The sequence below is a fragment of the Gordonia sp. SCSIO 19800 genome, assembly GCF_018132775.1.
Classification (GTDB): Bacteria; Actinomycetota; Actinomycetes; order Mycobacteriales; family Mycobacteriaceae; genus Gordonia; species Gordonia hongkongensis.
Genome location: NZ_JAGRQM010000013.1, coordinates 115,642 through 132,291, shown reverse-complemented (window position 1 = coordinate 132,291; position 16,650 = coordinate 115,642). Strand labels below are relative to the sequence as shown.

The 16,650-nt window shown below is 68.3% G+C and carries 14 protein-coding genes; 9 read left to right on the top strand and 5 right to left on the bottom strand.

Annotation, left to right across the window (positions count from 1 at the left end; genetic code table 11):
• Positions 1-562: 562 nt before the first annotated feature.
• Positions 563-2,185, bottom strand: a complete 1,623-nt coding sequence (locus KB201_RS15790) for an HNH endonuclease signature motif containing protein (protein ID WP_211539743.1) — start codon at positions 2,183-2,185, stop codon at positions 563-565.
• A gap of 216 nt (positions 2,186-2,401) precedes the next feature.
• Positions 2,402-3,325, bottom strand: a complete 924-nt coding sequence (locus KB201_RS15785; RefSeq protein WP_211539742.1) for a manganese-dependent inorganic pyrophosphatase — start codon at positions 3,323-3,325, stop codon at positions 2,402-2,404.
• Positions 3,326-3,461: 136 nt separating this feature from the next.
• Between KB201_RS15785 and KB201_RS15780 the strand changes: the two genes are divergently transcribed.
• Positions 3,462-4,892 carry an MFS transporter gene (locus KB201_RS15780; RefSeq protein ID WP_211539741.1) on the top strand — a complete coding sequence of 477 codons (1,431 nt, stop codon included), beginning with the start codon at positions 3,462-3,464 and terminating at the stop codon, positions 4,890-4,892.
• Positions 4,893-4,928: 36 nt separating this feature from the next.
• Here the strand turns inward: KB201_RS15780 and KB201_RS15775 are convergent, their stop codons facing one another.
• Positions 4,929-5,660: an alpha/beta fold hydrolase gene (locus tag KB201_RS15775; protein WP_249145734.1), complete on the bottom strand. Its 732-nt coding sequence runs from the start codon at positions 5,658-5,660 to the stop codon at positions 4,929-4,931.
• Positions 5,661-5,778: 118 nt separating this feature from the next.
• Here KB201_RS15775 and KB201_RS15770 point away from each other — a divergent pair, with 118 nt between their 5' ends.
• The 5 genes from KB201_RS15770 (at position 5,779) to hisG (ending at position 9,061) form a co-directional block, all read left to right on the top strand.
• Positions 5,779-6,249, top strand: coding sequence for a CinA family protein (locus KB201_RS15770; RefSeq protein WP_165630102.1), 471 nt, complete (start codon positions 5,779-5,781; stop codon positions 6,247-6,249).
• A 64-nt stretch (positions 6,250-6,313) separates the two neighbouring features.
• On the top strand, positions 6,314-7,114 hold the full coding sequence (locus KB201_RS15765; RefSeq protein ID WP_058250424.1) for a helix-turn-helix transcriptional regulator: 801 nt from the start codon (positions 6,314-6,316) through the stop codon (positions 7,112-7,114).
• Between the two features lie 80 nt (positions 7,115-7,194).
• Positions 7,195-7,866, top strand: a complete 672-nt coding sequence (locus KB201_RS15760) for an HAD family phosphatase (protein ID WP_211539759.1) — start codon at positions 7,195-7,197, stop codon at positions 7,864-7,866.
• A complete protein-coding gene (locus KB201_RS15755; protein WP_014926729.1) occupies positions 7,863-8,126 on the top strand; it encodes a phosphoribosyl-ATP diphosphatase in 264 nt (87 codons plus the stop codon). Before KB201_RS15760 ends, KB201_RS15755 begins: the two co-directional genes overlap by 4 nt.
• Positions 8,127-8,215: 89 nt before the next feature.
• Positions 8,216-9,061: an ATP phosphoribosyltransferase gene (gene hisG / locus KB201_RS15750; RefSeq protein ID WP_058250425.1), complete on the top strand. Its 846-nt coding sequence runs from the start codon at positions 8,216-8,218 to the stop codon at positions 9,059-9,061.
• A 78-nt stretch (positions 9,062-9,139) separates the two neighbouring features.
• Here the strand turns inward: hisG and KB201_RS15745 are convergent, their stop codons facing one another.
• Together KB201_RS15745 and KB201_RS15740 are read right to left on the bottom strand one after the other, a co-directional pair.
• Entirely contained in the window at positions 9,140-9,985 is an 846-nt protein-coding gene (locus KB201_RS15745; protein ID WP_058250426.1) for a thioesterase family protein, read from the bottom strand.
• 67 nt (positions 9,986-10,052) lie between these two features.
• Positions 10,053-10,937: a RecB family exonuclease gene (locus KB201_RS15740; RefSeq protein WP_058250581.1), complete on the bottom strand. Its 885-nt coding sequence runs from the start codon at positions 10,935-10,937 to the stop codon at positions 10,053-10,055.
• 203 nt (positions 10,938-11,140) lie between these two features.
• Between KB201_RS15740 and KB201_RS15735 the strand changes: the two genes are divergently transcribed.
• The 3 genes from KB201_RS15735 to KB201_RS15725 all read left to right on the top strand — a co-directional run bounded on the left by KB201_RS15735 (position 11,141) and on the right by KB201_RS15725 (position 16,645).
• Positions 11,141-11,971, top strand: a complete 831-nt coding sequence (locus tag KB201_RS15735; protein WP_058250427.1) for a tRNA (adenine-N1)-methyltransferase — start codon at positions 11,141-11,143, stop codon at positions 11,969-11,971.
• A gap of 201 nt (positions 11,972-12,172) precedes the next feature.
• Complete coding sequence (gene arc, locus KB201_RS15730) at positions 12,173-13,990, top strand: proteasome ATPase (protein ID WP_058250428.1); 1,818 nt, start codon at positions 12,173-12,175, stop codon at positions 13,988-13,990.
• A gap of 117 nt (positions 13,991-14,107) precedes the next feature.
• Positions 14,108-16,645, top strand: a complete 2,538-nt coding sequence (locus tag KB201_RS15725; RefSeq protein ID WP_058250582.1) for an FHA domain-containing protein — start codon at positions 14,108-14,110, stop codon at positions 16,643-16,645.
• Positions 16,646-16,650 lie beyond the last annotated feature (5 nt).

Here is a 16,650-nt window from a genome sequence, read left to right as displayed (position 1 = left end):
TCTCGACGCGCCAAGCTACTCACCAGCCCCTGCTCCCTGATCCGAAAGAACGCCCCGCCCCCGCTCCCTGAGGAGCGCCCGGAGCTTGCGGAGGGCGACCAACCCCGCTCCCTGAGGAGCGCCCGGAGCTTGCGGAGGGCGACCAACCCCGCTCCCTGAGGAGCGCCCGGAGCTTGCGGAGGGCGACCAACCCCGCTCCCTGAGGAGCGCCCGGAGCTTGCGGAGGGCGACCAACCCCGCTCCCTGAGGAGCGCCCGGAGCTTGCGGAGGGCGACCAACCCCGCTCCCTGAGGAGCGCCCGGAGCTTGCGGAGGGTGCGTCACGAAGGGTCTTCGCAACCCGACTCACCAGGACCCTTCGTGAAGGCCTCCGCATGCTCCGGCCTCCTCAGGGAGCAGTGATTGGGCTCGCGCCGAGCGCAACGGGTTCTTTCGCAGTCCACGACGGCCGTCAGGCCGCAGACACTGAGGTATGAGGAGCGATAGCCGCCGGGCCGAGCAAGGGACGAAGGAGCGCGTCGAGGTCGACGAGCTACGACGGGTCCTCTTGCGCTGTAGCGCAGTCAGTTGCGTGCGAGGTACTCGGCTAGGAATGCTTCGACGAGGGAGGGTCGGAGCTGTCGTTGGCCGGGTCGGGGTGGTCTCACGTCGATGACGTGGCTGGTTCTCGACCATGATCGACGCGCGTCGTCGTGGTGCCGGTTGTTCGGGCGCGCGTGATCGCCGGACCGCGTTGGTGGCCCGTGGATCTGCTCGCGCACGGTGTTCAGGTGTTGTGTGAATCGCCGCGGGATGTCGGGTCGGCGGTTGAGGCGTTCGGGGTTGGGTGGTGCGCCGGGTTCGGCGTTGAGTCGCCAGAGGCAGCGGCCTTCATCGGGTCCAGAGCGTTCGATGTGGGTGGTGTACTGGCCGGGATTGTCGCCGACCATGCGGTTATGACGGGGACAGGCTGGGGCGAGATCGTCGATGTCGGTGAGACCACCCTTGGCCCAGTCCTTCTGGGCGTGATGAAGCTCGACGTGGGTGGCGGGCTGATCACACCCGGGCGCCGAGCACACTTCGCCGTCAGGGCGGGCGAACGAGACGAGGCGTTGTTCGCGGGTGGCGAGTCGTTTCCCGCGCCCGAAGTGCAGGGGGACGGCGGTGGCGTTTTTGAAGATGGCCAACCACGGCTGGACCTCACCGGCCATCGCGATCAGGTCCCGGATGGGAAGCAGGGTGCCGGTGGCGGTGGTTGCGAGTCCGGCTTCGCGGATGAGGTCGTTGAGGTCGGCTTTGATGATCAGTTGCACGGGCAGGCCGCGGTGCGAGGTGCCGAGAGTCCCGTCGGCGAAACCGGCGGCGAGTGCGGCGTCGAGGGCGTCGTGGTTGATCTGCGCGGGAGTGCGGCTGTCACGGTCGGCCGCGGCTGTCAGGGCGTCGGGGTCGGCGGTGCCGACGGGTCCGGACGGTGAGTGGGGGTCGTCGGGGTTGTTGAGTCCGGGTTTGCCCCATACGGCGAACATCATCGTCAACCGGGCGGCGAGTTCGGGTGTGAGGGTGCCGGAGATCTTGGCGGTGCCATCGGCGCGTTGGCGGCCGATCCACAAGTTGCGGCGTCGTTTCTGGTCGGTGTCATCAGCCAATGTGCCGTCGGGGTCGAGATGAGCCAGCAACCGGGCACCGAGTTGGGTGATGTCGGCGGGTGTGTGGTCGACGGCGATCTCCGCCATCTGCCGTTCAGCCGCGACTTTCACATCGTGTGCGACGGCGTTGGGGATCTGGTCGAGGACATCGAGGGCGGCCTGCACGTGCGCGGAACCGGCCGCTCCTGCGGCGAACGCTTCGGCCAGGGTGGGGTGTTCGGGTGGTAGGACCTCGCCGCCGAGGCTGGTGCGGGTGGCGGTGGCGTCCATCTGCTTACGGCGTCGCATCGGGTTGGAGACTCGTAGCCGGTGTGTCATGTACTGCATGAGTGTTCGGCACCCGGCTTTGCGGGGCAGGTCGCGGGCCTCGACCTGATCGATCTGCCGGTCACCAGCAACAGTCAACCGTGCGATCGCTTTCTCGGTATCGGCTGCCACTTCGGCCAACTCGGCATCGGTGCACGGCCCCAGGTCGACCGTCTGCAACTCGTCCACGATGCGGTGGAGGTCGGCGATCAACTCGACGGCACGCGGCTGCGGCGTCGCTGATTCGTCAGACATGGCCACCCCCCAAGAACCGTAGCCGCGAATGTACGTTCGAGTGTACACCACAGTCGGCATCTCGCAACTCGAAAGTGTCTGTTGTGCAACGGTATTCGTCGGCGACAACTTGTCGGTGCGTTGTGGTAGATGGGGCGCCGGTTTGGGTTGTCCTCGAATTTTGTTGTTACGAGTCCTCTCTCGGCTGCGGATGTGCGCGGGGAGGCCAGAGACCGCTCAGACGTCCAGCACTTCGGTCAACTGCGGGACGATCTGCTTCTTGCGAGAGACGACGCCTTTGCCGAAGGCGTGGCCGTCGGCGACGGTGACACCCAGCGCCTGCTCGATGGCCGAGGCGGGTTCGCCGACCACGAGCAGGTCCGAGTCGGCCTTGATCACATCGGTGATGAGCAGGAGGTAGAGGTCGTAGCCGGCTGCCTCCTTCTCGGCGGTCATCGCCGTCAGGAACTCGTCGCGACGGTCGAGTATCTCGGCGGAGTCGACCGTGGTGATCTGCGAGACCCGCACCGTCTTCGGCCCCATGTCGAAGCTCTTGGAGTCCCGTCCGATGATCGCCGACACCGGCTCGTCGCCGAGCGCGGTCCCGGCCCGTAGAAGCGCGTCGCCGTACTCGTCGACGTCGACGCCCGCGATGTCGGCAAGCTCGGCGGCAGCGGCGCGATCGGCGTCGGTGCAGGTGGGGGAGTTGAACAACAGGGTGTCGGAGATGATCGCCGACAGCATGATGCCCGCCTGCGGGCGCGGGATCTCGACCCCGTTCTCCGCGTACATCCGGGTGAGAATCGTGCAGGTGCATCCGACCGGCTCGACGCGCATGTACAGCGGCGCCGCCGTCTCGAAATTGGCGATCCGATGGTGGTCGATGACCTTCAGAACGGTCACGTCGGTGATGTCGGCAACGCTCTGCTGGCGCTCGTTGTGGTCGACGAGCATCACCTCCGCCGGCGCGGCCGTCTCGATGACGCGCGGCGCGTCGAGTCCGAAATGCTCCAGTGCGAAGGCGGTTTCGAGACTCGGTCGGCCGAGGGCAACGGCCTCGACATCGCTGCCGAGCGCGGCTTCGAGGTGGGCGAGGCCGATCGCCGCCCCGATGGCATCGGTGTCGGGGTTGCGGTGTCCGAACACCAGGATCTTCGACATGGGACCTCGGCTTTCTCCTCGGCGGTGCGCGTGGGCCCAGACTACGACGATCCCGGCGCCTCGCGGGTCTCGTTCCCCGTGAGCATGATCCTCAGCGAGTCGCGCCGCCCCGGGGTCGGGGTTCTACATTGGCTCCATGTCCACGACCGGGCCTCGACGCGTCATCCTGGTCGTCTGCTGTCTGAGCATGTTCCTCGTCGGCCTCGACATCTCCGCGGTCAACGTGGCGCTGCCGTCGATCGGTGCCGATCTCGACGCCACGCCGTCTCAGCTCCAGTGGGTGGTCGACTCGTACACGTTGGTCGTCGCGAGCCTGCTCATCCTCGGTGGCACCACCGGCGATCGGCTCGGTCGCAGACGCATCTTCGGGGTCGGCCTCGCGATTTTCGGAACCGGGTCGGTGCTCTGCGCGGTGTCGCCGACACCGGAGGTGCTCATCACGGCCCGGGCCGTCCAGGCGGTCGGTGGCTCGATGCTGAACCCGGTGGCCCTGTCGATCGTGACCACTGTGTTCACCGAGCCGAAGGCGCGTGCGCGGGCGATCGGGTTGTGGGGAAGTGCATTCGGGGCGAGTCTGGCCTTCGGCCCGGTCGTCGGTGGTGCGCTGGTCTCCGGCCTGGGCTGGCAGGCGATCTTCGTGCTCAATGTCCCGGTGTGCGTGCTCGCCCTCGTTCTCAGCCGGCGGTACGTCCCCGAGTCGAGGGCGCCACAGCCTCGACGGGCCGATGTGGTGGGTCAGCTGCTGATCCTCGTGCTGTTGGGAACCGTGACGTTCGGGATCATCGAAGGGCATGTGCTGGGCTGGAGGTCCGGCGTCATCGTCGGCTGTTTCGCGGTCGCTGCGTGCTCGTCTGCGATCCTGATCTGCTACGAATTGCGCCGCGACGAGCCGCTCCTGGACCCGCGGTTCTTCGGCAGTGTGCCCTTCACCGTCGCGGTCGTGTGCGCGGTCATCGCGTTCGCGGCGACCGGCGGGTTCCTTTTCCTCAACACCCTGTACCTGCAAGAAGTCCGCGGGCTGAGTCCGTTCGGCGCGGGTCTGATGCTGATCCCGATGGCTCTGGCCGCCGCGTGCTGCGCTCCGGTCTCAGGACGCCTCGTGGCCGCGCGGGGGTCCCGGCCGCCACTGTTCGCGGGCGGGATCGGGATGGCGGCGGGCGGGGTGCTGCTCCTCGGCGTCGGACCCGATACCCCGTTCACCTACCTCGGCGCGGCCTACCTCGTGTTCGGCATCGGCTTCGGACTGGTCAACGCGCCCATCACGAATGCCGCGGTGTCGGGCATGCCGCGGACCCAGGCGGGGCTCGCCTCCGCGATGGCCTCCACCGGGCGCCAGGTCGGGACGGCGCTGGGCGTGGCGGTGAGCGGTGCGATCGCGTTCTCCGGACGGGTGGGAACGGTGGCCGACGACCTGAGCGCCACCGCGCGACCGTTCTGGATGGTGGTGACACTGTGCGGCGTGGCCATCGCCGTGCTGGCCTACCTCGCCACCGGCGCCTGGGCGGAACGAACCGCCATGCGCACACGGGACCGCGTCGAGTCCCGATCGGGCTCCTGGACGGCGTGAGATTCCCACCATCGCGCCATCAGCTCGACGATCCCGTCAGGCGTCCGCGTCCATCCGAGGTGCGTCGCGACGCCCCCGACCGGACCGTCGGAGGCCCGGTAACACAGTGTCGACATCGCGTCCTTGTCGAACGCCGCGTCGTAGGCGTCCGCGGCGCGGCCGGACACGACTTCGTCGTCGTGCAGCCGGATCGACAACGCCGGCAACCGCATTCGGGAGTCGAGTGCGAAACGGCGCCCACCCGGTCAGCACCATGCGCGCCCATTCCCGCATCAGCGTGCGCGGCGTCGGACCGCCGAAGCCGCGTCGTGGCCACCGGCCGAGCACCGCCGCGACCGGCGTCACCGACGCGGCCAGTGCGGCGAGCGGGATCCCGCGTGCGCCGTAGTGTCGGAAGTGGGGGACCGAGGCGCCGATCGCCACGATCCCGTCGGGAGCACGATCGGTCCGTGACGCCACCAACGCCGCCAGCTGTGCACCCAGGCTGTGACCGAGCACCAGGACCCTCGTCTCCGGGGTTTCCGTCCGGGCGGCGGTCACGGCGTCGGCCAGGTCGTCCGCCTCGTCGGCATAGGACCAGTCGGAACGTCGAGACGGTGTCTCGCTTCCGTCCTCGATCCCTCGCCGAGGGACGATCGCGACGTCGAATCCGGCTCTGCTCAGGGCCTCCGTCAAGCGCCGGTACACACGCGCCGGCACTCCCATCGCCGGCGAGATCAACACCGTCGTGTGCCGTGTGCGAACGCGGTCGTTCTCGATGCGGGTCATGTCACCAACGTCTCGCACGCACGCCGCCGGCACCACTACCTACCAGGTAGTCGTTTCGAGGCGAGGCCCTGTGGATACCAACCAGTGATGGTCGACGCGGACACGAAGGGAGCGACACATGTCGGATGTGAGTAATTTCTCGGAGACCTGCAAGCGCGTGGCGGACGCCGCGATGGAAGCAGGCGTCCGGATCGCGGTCGCCGAATCGCTGACCGGCGGGAACCTGGCAACCGAACTGAGCAAGGCGCCGAACGCGGGTACGTGGTTCCGCGGCGGGGTCGTGGCCTACCACAAGGACGTCAAGTACGACCTGCTCGACGTGCCCGAGGGGCCGGTCGTGAGCGAGACCGCGGCGCGCGCGATGGTGGCATCGACCGCCCGGTTGTTCGACGCCGACCTCGTCGTCGCGGTGACCGGTGAGGCCGGTCCCGAACCCGACGAGGCGGCACCGGGAACGGTGTGGTTCGGACTGGATCACCGCGGCCGCGTCAGCGCCTCCCGGGAAGTGTTCGACGGTGAACCCGAAGAGGTCCTCGCCCAGACGATCGGACACTCGTTGGAGTTGATCGAGTCCTGTCTGCGGTCTTGATCGCCGGACGACCGTTACCCGTGAGGTAGTCGCCGCGCTCCCGCCCGGGACCTACCATGACCCCATGACCGTCGAGGTGGGAAGCATGCTGCGGCAGTGGCGCTCTCGCCGCTCGCTGAGCCAGCTGGATCTCGCCTACGAGGTCGGTGTGTCGCCGCGTCACCTCAGTTTTGTCGAGACCGGCCGGTCACGCCCGAGTCCGGCGCTGCTCGAGGCGCTCTCCGAGCGGCTCGATGTTCCACTGCGAGAACGAAATTCGCTGCTCCTCGCTGCCGGGCACGCACCCCGCTACAGCGAGGAACCGCTCGACTCGGACACGATGGCCCACGTCCGGTCGTCGGTCCAGCGATTGCTCGACGCCCACAACCCGAACATGGGCATGGCGCTCGACCGGACCTGGAACGTCGTGCTGGCCAACGACACCGCGCTCACCCTTCTCGAGTTGTTGCCGCCCGAACTGCAGACCGGACCGGTCAACCTGTTCCGGGTGTCGCTGCATCCGGACGGATTCGCGCGGGCCACGCACAACTTCGACGAGTGGGCGACCTACCTGCTCGAGTTGCTCCGGCGGATGGCGCGGATCACCGGCGATCCGCGCCTCGCCGACCTCGAACGGGAGGTCTCGGGATATCCGACCGTCGCCGCACTCGACGGACGTCTCGCCCGCGACCGTGCCGGAGTCGGGGGACAACCGCAGTTGCTGGTGCCGTTCCGGCTCGCCCTCGGCGACCAGGTGCTGTCGTTCTTCAGCACCCTCACGACGTTCGGCTCCCCACGCGATGTCACCCTCGAGGAGCTGACCATCGAGCTGTTCTACCCCGCCGACGAGCCCACCGAGCGGTGGGTTGCGATGATGCAGGGGTGACCGACACCGCCCCCACCGTCTCCACCGCCGGCCCCACCTCACCCTCGGGTGCGCGACTCCCCGCTGCCGTGCTGTGGGACATGGACGGCACGCTGCTCGACTCCGAACCGATCTGGGACGTCGCGATGGCGGAACTGGCCGCCCGGCACGGCATCGTCATGTCACCGGAACTCCGCGAATCCACTCTCGGGAACTCGCTGCCGGACGCATTGGCGAAGGTGCATGACGCGGCCGGTCTGTCCGCCGCGGAGCGCGATCCCGATGCCGACGGACGCTGGACTCTCGATCGGGTCGCCGAACTGTTCGCCGACGACCTGCGGTGGCGTCCCGGCGCAGCCGAAGCACTCGACCTGGTGGCCGGGGCAGGGATCCCCATGGTGCTGGTGACGAACACGGTGCGGGAGTTGACCGAGGTGGCCCTGGAGACCATCGGGCGTGGACGATTCACCACGACGGTCTGCGGCGACGAGGTGGCGGTGGGCAAACCCGCGCCCGACCCCTACCTGCGCGCGGCGGAACTGCTCGGTGTCCCGTCGGCCGACTGTCTGGCCGTCGAGGACTCGCCGACCGGCGCCCAGGCGGCATCGGCGGCCGGATGTCCGACGCTCGTCGTCGAGTCCGCGGCACCGGTCGAGCCGGGTCGGCTGCGCGTCTTCCGGACCAGTCTGGTCGGGCTGGACCTCGACGATGTCGCCGGTGCATGGACCGGCGGTCTCGCGCGCATCTCGACATGCAAAAATGAGGAATCGTGAAGACTTTCGAGGAGCTGTTCGCCGAACTCAGCGACAAGGCGCAGAGCCGTCCCGAGGGTTCGGGTACCGTCGCCGCCCTCGACTCCGGTGTCCACACCCTTGGCAAGAAGATCATCGAAGAGGCGGGTGAGGTCTGGCTCGCCGCCGAACACGAATCCGACGAGTCGCTCGGCGAGGAGATCTCGCAGCTCGTCTACTGGCTGCAGGTGATGATGATCAAGCGGGGACTGACGCTGCAGGACGTGTACCGACATCTGTGACCGGTTGACCCGGTCCGGACACAGTCCACACGACACAGTTCTGCTCCATCCCCGCGCCCGCAGGCGCACTCCACGAAAAGGACAACGAGATGCTGAGAGTGGCCGTACCCAACAAGGGTGCGCTCTCCGAATCCGCGTCGGCCATCCTCTCCGAGGCCGGCTATCGCCGCCGGACCGACGCCAAGGACCTCACGGTCCTCGACAACAACAACGACGTCGAGTTCTTCTTCCTGCGTCCCAAGGACATCGCGATCTACGTCGCCTCCGGCCGGCTCGACCTGGGCATCACCGGACGTGACCTCGCCCGCGACTCCGGCGCCGAGGTCGGCGAACAGCTGGCCATGGGCTTCGGCTCGTCGACCTTCCGTTACGCGGCTCCGGCCGACCAGCAGTGGGCAGTGGCCGATCTCGCGGGCAAACGCATCGCCACGTCGTACCCGAACCTCGTGCGCGAGGACCTGGCCGGTCATGGCATCACCGCCGACATCATCCGGCTCGACGGTGCGGTCGAGATCTCGATCCAGCTCGGTGTCGCCGACGCGATCGCCGACGTCGTCGGTTCCGGTCGCACGCTGCGCCAGCACGGCCTGGTGGCGTTCGGTGAATCGCTGTGCGATTCCGAGGCGGTCCTGATCTCCCGACGCGACGCCGACCTCACCAAGGCCGAACGGCAGTTCGTCGCCCGAGTGCAGGGCGTGGTGTTCGGACAGCAGTACGTGATGATCGACTACGACTGCCCCCGTTCGCTTCTCGATCGGGCGTCGGCGCTCACGCCGGGCCTCGAGTCGCCGACCGTGGCGCCCATGGCCGACCCGGACTGGGTCGCGGTCCGCGCAATGGTGCCCCGCAAGGACCACCAGAACCTCATGGACGAGCTGTCCGAGCTCGGCGCCAAGGCCATCCTGGCGACGGACATCCGGTCCTGCCGGTTCTAGCGGAGGCAGATCCACCCATTTTCGGCAAACCCACCAGCTGCGAGCTGGTGGGTTTGCCGATTAGTGGTGAATTTGTGGCTATTGCACCGCGCTGAGCATCACCGTCTGGGCCGACCGGCCGATGTGGCCGGAGGCGTCGTAGAGGTCGGCGAAGGTGCTGCCGAACCCGTCCGGACCGGCGATCATGTGGGCGTCGATGCCGACCCACGGTCCGCTCGGGACGCGCGTCAGGTGCACGGTGGTGTCGGTGTTCATCCACGTCCACCGATTCGGGCGGAGTCGGGTGCCCAACCCGTTGGCGACGTCGATGACGGTGAACATCGACTCCAGGTCCTCGGTCTTCTCGTCGGCGACGAGCGGGATCGCCGGCCGCAGCCACACCGCGGGAGTCGAGCCGTTGCGCCCCTCGGCCCGGACCGACTCGATGGTGCCGATGAACCCGAGGGTGCCCCAGTCGACCGCCTCGCCGTTGTCGTCGGAGAAGCCGATCACCGCCTTCGACTCGTCCGGTCCGGGCGTCAGGGGGTCGGGACCGTTCGCGATCTCGGCGGTGTCGGCGACGCGGAGCCGCCACCCCACCGAGCGGGCGGCGGCGCGGAATGTCCCGTCGGCCTGCTGCACCTGCAGTTCGGTCTCGACGAGGCTGATCTGGCGGCCCGGCCGCACGACCCGGGCGGCGACCCGGTTGACGCCCAGCCCGACCGGACCGAGGATCTCGGTGGTCACACGCGTGAAGTGCTGAGCCGGGTCGGGCTCGCACCGCAGCAACGACCGCATCAGCAGGGCCGACGGGGGACCACCGTGCTGCATCGTCGGCGACCACACGCTCAGCGTCGCCTCGGTCGGGCGGAAGTACTCGAAGTCGCCCTCGTCGCGGGCAGCATCCGGCGGGGCATCGATGGGTTCGTAGTACGAGTTCTCCACCCGAGTCACTCTATGACTGCCGACATAATGGGTCGGGGCGGGGGCGTCCCGCGGACGTCGGGGCTGCTCAGACCGCGAAACCCGCCGGGGGACCGGGGTACGGCGGGATGACGCCCCCGAACTCCGGACACCGGGCGCGGTGCTCACAGAACTTGCACGACCACGACTTCTTCGGCCGGAAGTCGCCCGAGGCCACGGCCGTGCGGATCGCCTGCCAGATCGCGCGCAGGGTGCGCTCGAAGCGGAGCAGCTCATCACGGTCCGGGCGGTAGATCAGCTGTTGCCCGTCGGAGAGGTACATCAGCTGCAACCGGGCGGGAACGACTCCGCGGGTGCGCAGGATCGCGAGCGCGTAGAACTTCATCTGGAACAACGCCTTGGCTTCGTACGCCTCACCCGGCGACCGCCCGGTCTTGTAGTCGACGACGCGTATCTCGCCGGTCGGCGCGACGTCGATGCGGTCGATGAACCCCCGCATGAGCATGTCGTCGGCGTCGATCTCGACGTGTTCCTCCACCGCGTCGGCGTCGAAGGCGGTCGGGTTCTCCATCGTGTAGTAGGTGGCGATGAGCTTGTGCGCATCGGCGAGGAACGCGGCCTGGCCGCCTTCGCCGATGACCTTCGCGAGCTCGGGGTCGCCCTCGCACATCGCGGCCCAGGCGCCTTCGACCAGCAACTCGGCCGAGTCCTGCGTGCGGAGCTCGGCCGGGAGGTCGAACAGATTCTCCAGCGCGGCATGGACGACGGTGCCCCTGGTCTGCGCGGTGGTGGGGGTCTCCGGGAAGCGGTCGATCGCACGGTAGCGGTAGAGCAGCGGGCACTGCTTGAAGTCCGCGGCGCGGGACGGCGACAGCGCCAGCGGGCGCCCGACGATCCCTCGCGCATCGGCGTCGGGGCCGTCCGGGGTCCCTGTCGGGGTCGTGCTGGGGGAGGCGTCTCCGACTCCGGTCATCGTGCTCACCCTTCGCAGGGTAGGCGCCGGGCCCGACAGTCCGAGGTCCCGACACTCGGGTCCGCTAGCCGGCCACCCGGGCGGCGCCCTCCCCGCAGCGACACGAGGCAGGACCGGGCCACCTCGTCGGGTAACGTCCACACGGCCCACGAACCCCTGCGCCGAGTCGCGCGGGTTCGGATCGTTCACGAGAGGAAGCACCAGTGCCCACCACCGGACCGTTCGTCGTCGGCGACCGGGTTCAGCTGACCGATGCCAAGGGGCGCAAGTTCACGGTGCTGCTCGACGAGGGAAAGCAGTTCCACACCCACCGCGGTGCCATCTCCCATGACGACCTCATCGGTTCGCCCGAGGGCAGCATCGTCTCCGCGACCAGCGGTACCCAATATCTGGCGCTGCGCCCGCTGCTCGTCGACTACGTGCTCTCGATGCCGCGCGGGGCCCAGGTCATCTATCCCAAGGACGCCGCCCAGATCGTCCTCGAGGGCGACATCTTCCCGGGCGCCCGCGTCCTCGAAGCCGGTGCCGGCTCCGGCGCGCTGACGTGTTCGCTGCTGCGCGCGGTCGGTGCCGACGGAGAGGTCGTCTCCTTCGAGATCCGGGATGACCACGCCGAGCACGCGATCCGCAACGTCGAGACCTTCTTCGGGGGACGGCCGGACAACTGGCACCTCACCGTCGACGATCTGGCGAACGTGGATCGGAACGAACGGTTCGATCGCGTCATCCTGGACATGCTCGCGCCCTGGGAACCGCTCGACGTCGTGCGGACCGTGTTGAAACCAGGCGGGGTCTTGACGGTCTACGTGGCGACCGCCACCCAGTTGTCCCGGGTGATGGAGGCCCTGCGCGAGCAGGAGTGCTGGACCGAGCCCCGGGCCTGGGAGACGCTCCTCCGCGAGTGGAGCGCGGTGGGCCTCGCGGTGCGTCCCGAGCACAAAATGCAAGGCCACACGGCTTTTCTGATCACGGCCCGGCGCCTTGCCGACGGCACCACCACACTGCGTCCGCAGCGCCGTCCGAGCAAGGGCTGAGCCCGGTCGCGGAGCAACGGCCCGTCGCCGAGCTGTGCGGTGAAACATCGCGAATACGTTGCGAAGACGCACATTTAACACACCGTCAACACCGGCGATTGCGCGGTGGACGGCGATTCGCCGTCTCGGCCGGTAGCGTAGGGATACGGCGCGAGCATTCCGATCGAGGGATCGGGTGATTGCCGGCGAGAGGAGTCAGCAATGACCGAATCTGACCGCCACGACGCACTGGGGGACCGCGCGGTTCCCGAGGGCGCCAGTGCATCCGACGAGGGCTTCGTCCCCGCCTACACTCCGCCCCCGCCGCGGAGCGGCACCGAGTCGCCGCTGTCGCGGAGCGGCCCGGACTCGTCTGCGCGCGGCGCAGCCGGCCGGCCGGCCGGGGATCTACAAGAGCGGGTGGACAGCCTCACCGCACGCAACGCGAAGCTGCTCGACACCCTCAAAGAAGCCCGACAGCAACTCGTCGCTCTCCGCGAGGAGGTCGACCGTCTGGGTCAGCCGCCGAGCGGGTACGGCGTCCTGCTGGACGTGCACCCCGACGCCACCGTCGATGTGTTCACCTCGGGCCGCAAGATGCGCCTCACCTGTTCGCCCAACATCGACACCGACCTGCTGACCAAGGGTCAGACCCTGCGTCTGAACGAGGCCCTGACCATCGTCGAGGCCTGTGAATTCGACACCGTCGGCGAGATCAGCACGCTGCGCGAGGTGCTCGGTGACGGCAAACGCGCCCTGGTCGTCGGTCACGCCGACGAGGAGCGGGTGGTCTGGCTGGCCGAACCGCTGCTCGGCGAGGTCGACGGTGAGGACGGTTTGCGTCGCAAGCTGCGTCCCGGCGACTCGCTGCTCATCGACACCAAGGCCGGGTTCGCGTTCGAGCGGGTGCCCAAGGCCGAGGTCGAGGATCTCGTCCTGGAGGAGGTCCCGGACGTCGGTTACGAGGACATCGGTGGCCTGGGCCGCCAGATCGAGCAGATCCGCGACGCCGTCGAACTCCCGTTCCTGCACAAGGACCTGTTCCGCGACTACCAGCTGCGTCCCCCGAAGGGCGTGCTGCTCTACGGCCCGCCCGGCTGTGGCAAGACGCTCATCGCCAAGGCCGTGGCCAACTCCCTGGCGAAGAAGATCGCGCAGGTGCGCGGCGACGACGCCAAGGAGGCGAAGTCGTACTTCCTGAACATCAAGGGCCCCGAGCTGCTCAACAAGTTCGTCGGTGAGACCGAGCGGCACATCCGGCTGATCTTCCAGCGGGCGCGCGAGAAGGCTTCGGAGGGCACGCCGGTCATCGTCTTCTTCGACGAGATGGACTCGATCTTCCGCACTCGCGGGTCGGGCGTCTCCTCGGACGTGGAGACCACCGTCGTCCCGCAGCTGCTCAGTGAGATCGACGGCGTCGAGGGCCTCGAGAACGTCATCGTGATCGGTGCGTCGAATCGCGAGGACATGATCGACCCCGCGATCCTGCGCCCGGGGCGCCTCGACGTGAAGATCAAGATCGAGCGTCCCGACGCCGAGTCCGCGATCGACATCTTCTCCAAGTACCTCACCGAGGAGCTGCCCATCCACGCCGACGACATCGGCGAGTTCGGGGGCGATCGCACGGCCTGTGTCAACGCGATGATCGAGAAGGTCGTCGAGCGAATGTACGCCGAGAGCGAGGACAACCGGTTCCTCGAGGTCACCTACGCCAACGGCGACAAAGAGATCATGTACTTCAAGGACTTCAACTCCGGCGCGATGATCCAGAACGTCGTCGACCGGGCCAAGAAGTACGCGATCAAGTCGCAACTGGACACGGGTGCACCGGGTCTGCGCGTCCAGCATCTCTTCGACTCCATCCTCGACGAGTTCGCGGAGAACGAGGACCTGCCCAACACGACCAACCCCGACGACTGGGCTCGGATCTCGGGCAAGAAGGGCGAGCGGATCGTGTACATCCGCACGCTGGTCACGGGCAAGAGTGCGGGCGCGAGCCGGGCCATCGACACCGAGACGAACACGGGTCAGTACCTGTAGCGACAGTGGTCTCGACCGAGCAGACAGCCGACTCCCACGGGGTCGGCTGTCTGCTCGACAGAACCGCGTGAACAGCGCCGTCAAGCACTAGAGTTGTCGGCGATGAACAGCACATCGATGGCGCGTGGACGAGTGATCGTCGACGGTGGGGCGCCGCATCCACTGGGCGGCGGCGCTCAGCGCATCACCCTGGGGCGTGAGCCCGACAACGACATCGTGATCAACCATCCGATGGTGTCGCGTCGGCATCTCGCCATCGAGTGGCGCGGTACGGCCTGGTGTCTCGTCGACATCGGCAGCACCAACGGCTTCTTCGTCAACGGCCGGCGGATGGCCGAGTTCATGGTGCCCGGTACGACCCAGGTACGCCTCGGCGACGTGAACACGGGTCCGGTCGTCGACCTCGTGGTCGACGTGCCCGCATCCGGCGGCCGGCCGCCCTCGAGTGGTCCCGGGCGCAGCGCGCCGTCCCGGCCGGGCCCGCCGGTCTCGCGTCCGATGCAGTCGGGCCACCCGCCGTCAGGTCCTCGCTCGGCGGGGTTCCCGGGCGCGGCCGTCCCGGCCTCCGGCCAGATGCCCGCCCACGCACCGGGCGGGCGACAGTACCGAGTGGACCCGATGCCGCAGGAAGTCCTGAGCGCGCCGCATCTGCAGGCGCTGCAGCAGAACGTGTCGGCGGTCTACCGCCTGCCCGGCGCGTCGACACCGCCCGAGCGCGAGTCGATCTCGCTCCGCGGAGTCCAGCGAATCGGACGCACGCCCGACAACGACATCGTCGTCAGTGACGTCCTGGCGTCTCGGCACCACGCACAGGTGTCCAGCCGCGGGGCTGCCCTCGTGATCGAGGACCTCGGCAGCGTCAACGGAACCTTCGTCAACGGCCGGCGGGTGTCGAGCGCGCAACTGACCGACGGCGACGTCGTCACCATCGGCAACAGCGACTTCGTGGTGTCCGGCGGCACGCTGATGCGCGGGCAGGAGAGCGCCGCGGTCGCCGACGGCCTCCACGTCCACGGTGTGAGTCTCGTCGTGGACGGCGGGAAGCGTCTGCTCGCCGACGTGGACTTCAGCGCCAGTCCGGGCACGCTGACCGCGGTGATCGGCCCCTCGGGCGCGGGTAAGTCGACGGTGTCGAAGATCGCGGCCGGACTCAACTCACCGACGAGCGGCCTGGTCACCTTCGAGAGCCGCAACGTCCACGCCGAATACGACGCTCTGCGCACCCGCATCGGCATGGTGCCGCAGAAGGACGTCCTGCACCACAAGCTCACGCTCCGGCAGGCCTTGCGCTACGCTGCGGAACTGCGCCTGCCACCCGACCTCTCGAAGGCCGATCGGGACCGGGTCATCGACGGGGTGCTCAGCGAGCTGCAGCTGACCGAGCATGTCGACACCCGCGTGGAGAAGCTGTCCGGCGGCCAGCAGAAGCGCGCGTCGGTCGCGATGGAGTTGCTGACGGGTCCGTCACTGCTCATCCTCGACGAACCGACCTCCGGTCTCGACCCCGCACTCGACCGCCAGGTGATGGCCACCCTCCGCCGGCTCGCCGACGCCGGGCGTGTGGTCCTCGTGGTCACGCACTCGCTGACCTATCTGTCCATGTGCGACCAGGTGCTGCTGCTGGCGCCCGGCGGCAAGACGTCCTTCTGCGGCCCGCCCGGACAGGTCGAGGGGGAGATGGGCACCTCCGACTGGGCAGAGATCTTCGCGTACGTCGCCGATCAGCCGGACACCGCACACATGCGGTACCTTGACCGGCACCGCCGAGCGCCGAATCCGCCGCCGCCCCAGCGTCCCCCCGGTCCGCCGATACCGGTGCCGCACACGAGCTTCACCCGCCAGTCGTCGACCATCGCCCGACGCCAGGTACGGCTCATCTTCGCCGACGTCGGCTATCTCGTCTTCCTCGTGCTGCTACCCGTCGTGCTCGGCCTGCTCACCTTGGTGATCCCGGGTTCGAGCGGGTTCGCCCGCCTCGAGGTGATCCCGAACGCGCCGCCACCGAAGGACGGCGCGGAGGCGATCCAGATCCTCGTCGTGCTCGTCGTCGGGGCCGCGTTCATGGGGGCCGCGCTGACCGTGCGCGATCTCGTCGGGGAGCGCGACATCTTCGAACGCGAGCGCGCCGTCGGGTTGCGGCCCGGCGCATACCTTTTCGCCAAGATCGTGGTGTTCTTCGTCGCCGCGGTGCTGCAGACGATCATCATGGTCGGCATCACCTTCGCCGGTCGGGGGCTGCCCGACTTCGGCGGTCCGATCCTCCCGCCGCCGCTGGCGTTGCTCGTCGCGGTGGCCGTCCTCGCCTGCGTGAGCACGCTCGTCGGTCTCGCCATCTCGTCGGCGGTCAAATCCAACGAGCAGGTCATGCCCCCGCTGGTCATCGTCGTGATGGTCCAGTTGGTGTTCTGCGGCGGCCTGTTCAAACTCGACGGCATCGGACTCGAACAGCTGTCGTGGATCTTCCCGTCGTTCTGGGGGTATGTCGCCGCGGCCGGCAGCGTGGACCTCTACAACATCAATGTGGCCGCGCCGCAGCGCATCACGCTGTGGGAGACATCGGTCGCGCACACCGCACTCGCCTACGGGGTGCTCGCGGTGATCAGCGCGCTGCTGCTCGCCTTCACCTATTCGCGGCTGCGATTGAAGAAGCGGTGACCCGC

What these genes read in the sequence shown, in the direction of transcription:
- KB201_RS15790 (WP_211539743.1), bottom strand. Translation starts at nt 2,185, where the DNA reads ATGTCTGACGAATCAGCGACGCCGCAGCCGCGTGCCGTCGAGTTGATC.
- KB201_RS15785 (WP_211539742.1), bottom strand. Translation starts at nt 3,325, where the DNA reads ATGTCGAAGATCCTGGTGTTCGGACACCGCAACCCCGACACCGATGCC.
- KB201_RS15780 (WP_211539741.1), top strand. Translation starts at nt 3,462, where the DNA reads ATGTCCACGACCGGGCCTCGACGCGTCATCCTGGTCGTCTGCTGTCTG.
- KB201_RS15775 (WP_249145734.1), bottom strand. Translation starts at nt 5,660, where the DNA reads ATGACCCGCATCGAGAACGACCGCGTTCGCACACGGCACACGACGGTG.
- KB201_RS15770 (WP_165630102.1), top strand. Translation starts at nt 5,779, where the DNA reads ATGTCGGATGTGAGTAATTTCTCGGAGACCTGCAAGCGCGTGGCGGAC.
- KB201_RS15765 (WP_058250424.1), top strand. Translation starts at nt 6,314, where the DNA reads ATGACCGTCGAGGTGGGAAGCATGCTGCGGCAGTGGCGCTCTCGCCGC.
- KB201_RS15760 (WP_211539759.1), top strand. Translation starts at nt 7,195, where the DNA reads ATGGACGGCACGCTGCTCGACTCCGAACCGATCTGGGACGTCGCGATG.
- hisG (WP_058250425.1), top strand. Translation starts at nt 8,216, where the DNA reads ATGCTGAGAGTGGCCGTACCCAACAAGGGTGCGCTCTCCGAATCCGCG.
- KB201_RS15740 (WP_058250581.1), bottom strand. Translation starts at nt 10,937, where the DNA reads ATGACCGGAGTCGGAGACGCCTCCCCCAGCACGACCCCGACAGGGACC.
- arc (WP_058250428.1), top strand. Translation starts at nt 12,173, where the DNA reads ATGACCGAATCTGACCGCCACGACGCACTGGGGGACCGCGCGGTTCCC.
- KB201_RS15725 (WP_058250582.1), top strand. Translation starts at nt 14,108, where the DNA reads ATGGCGCGTGGACGAGTGATCGTCGACGGTGGGGCGCCGCATCCACTG.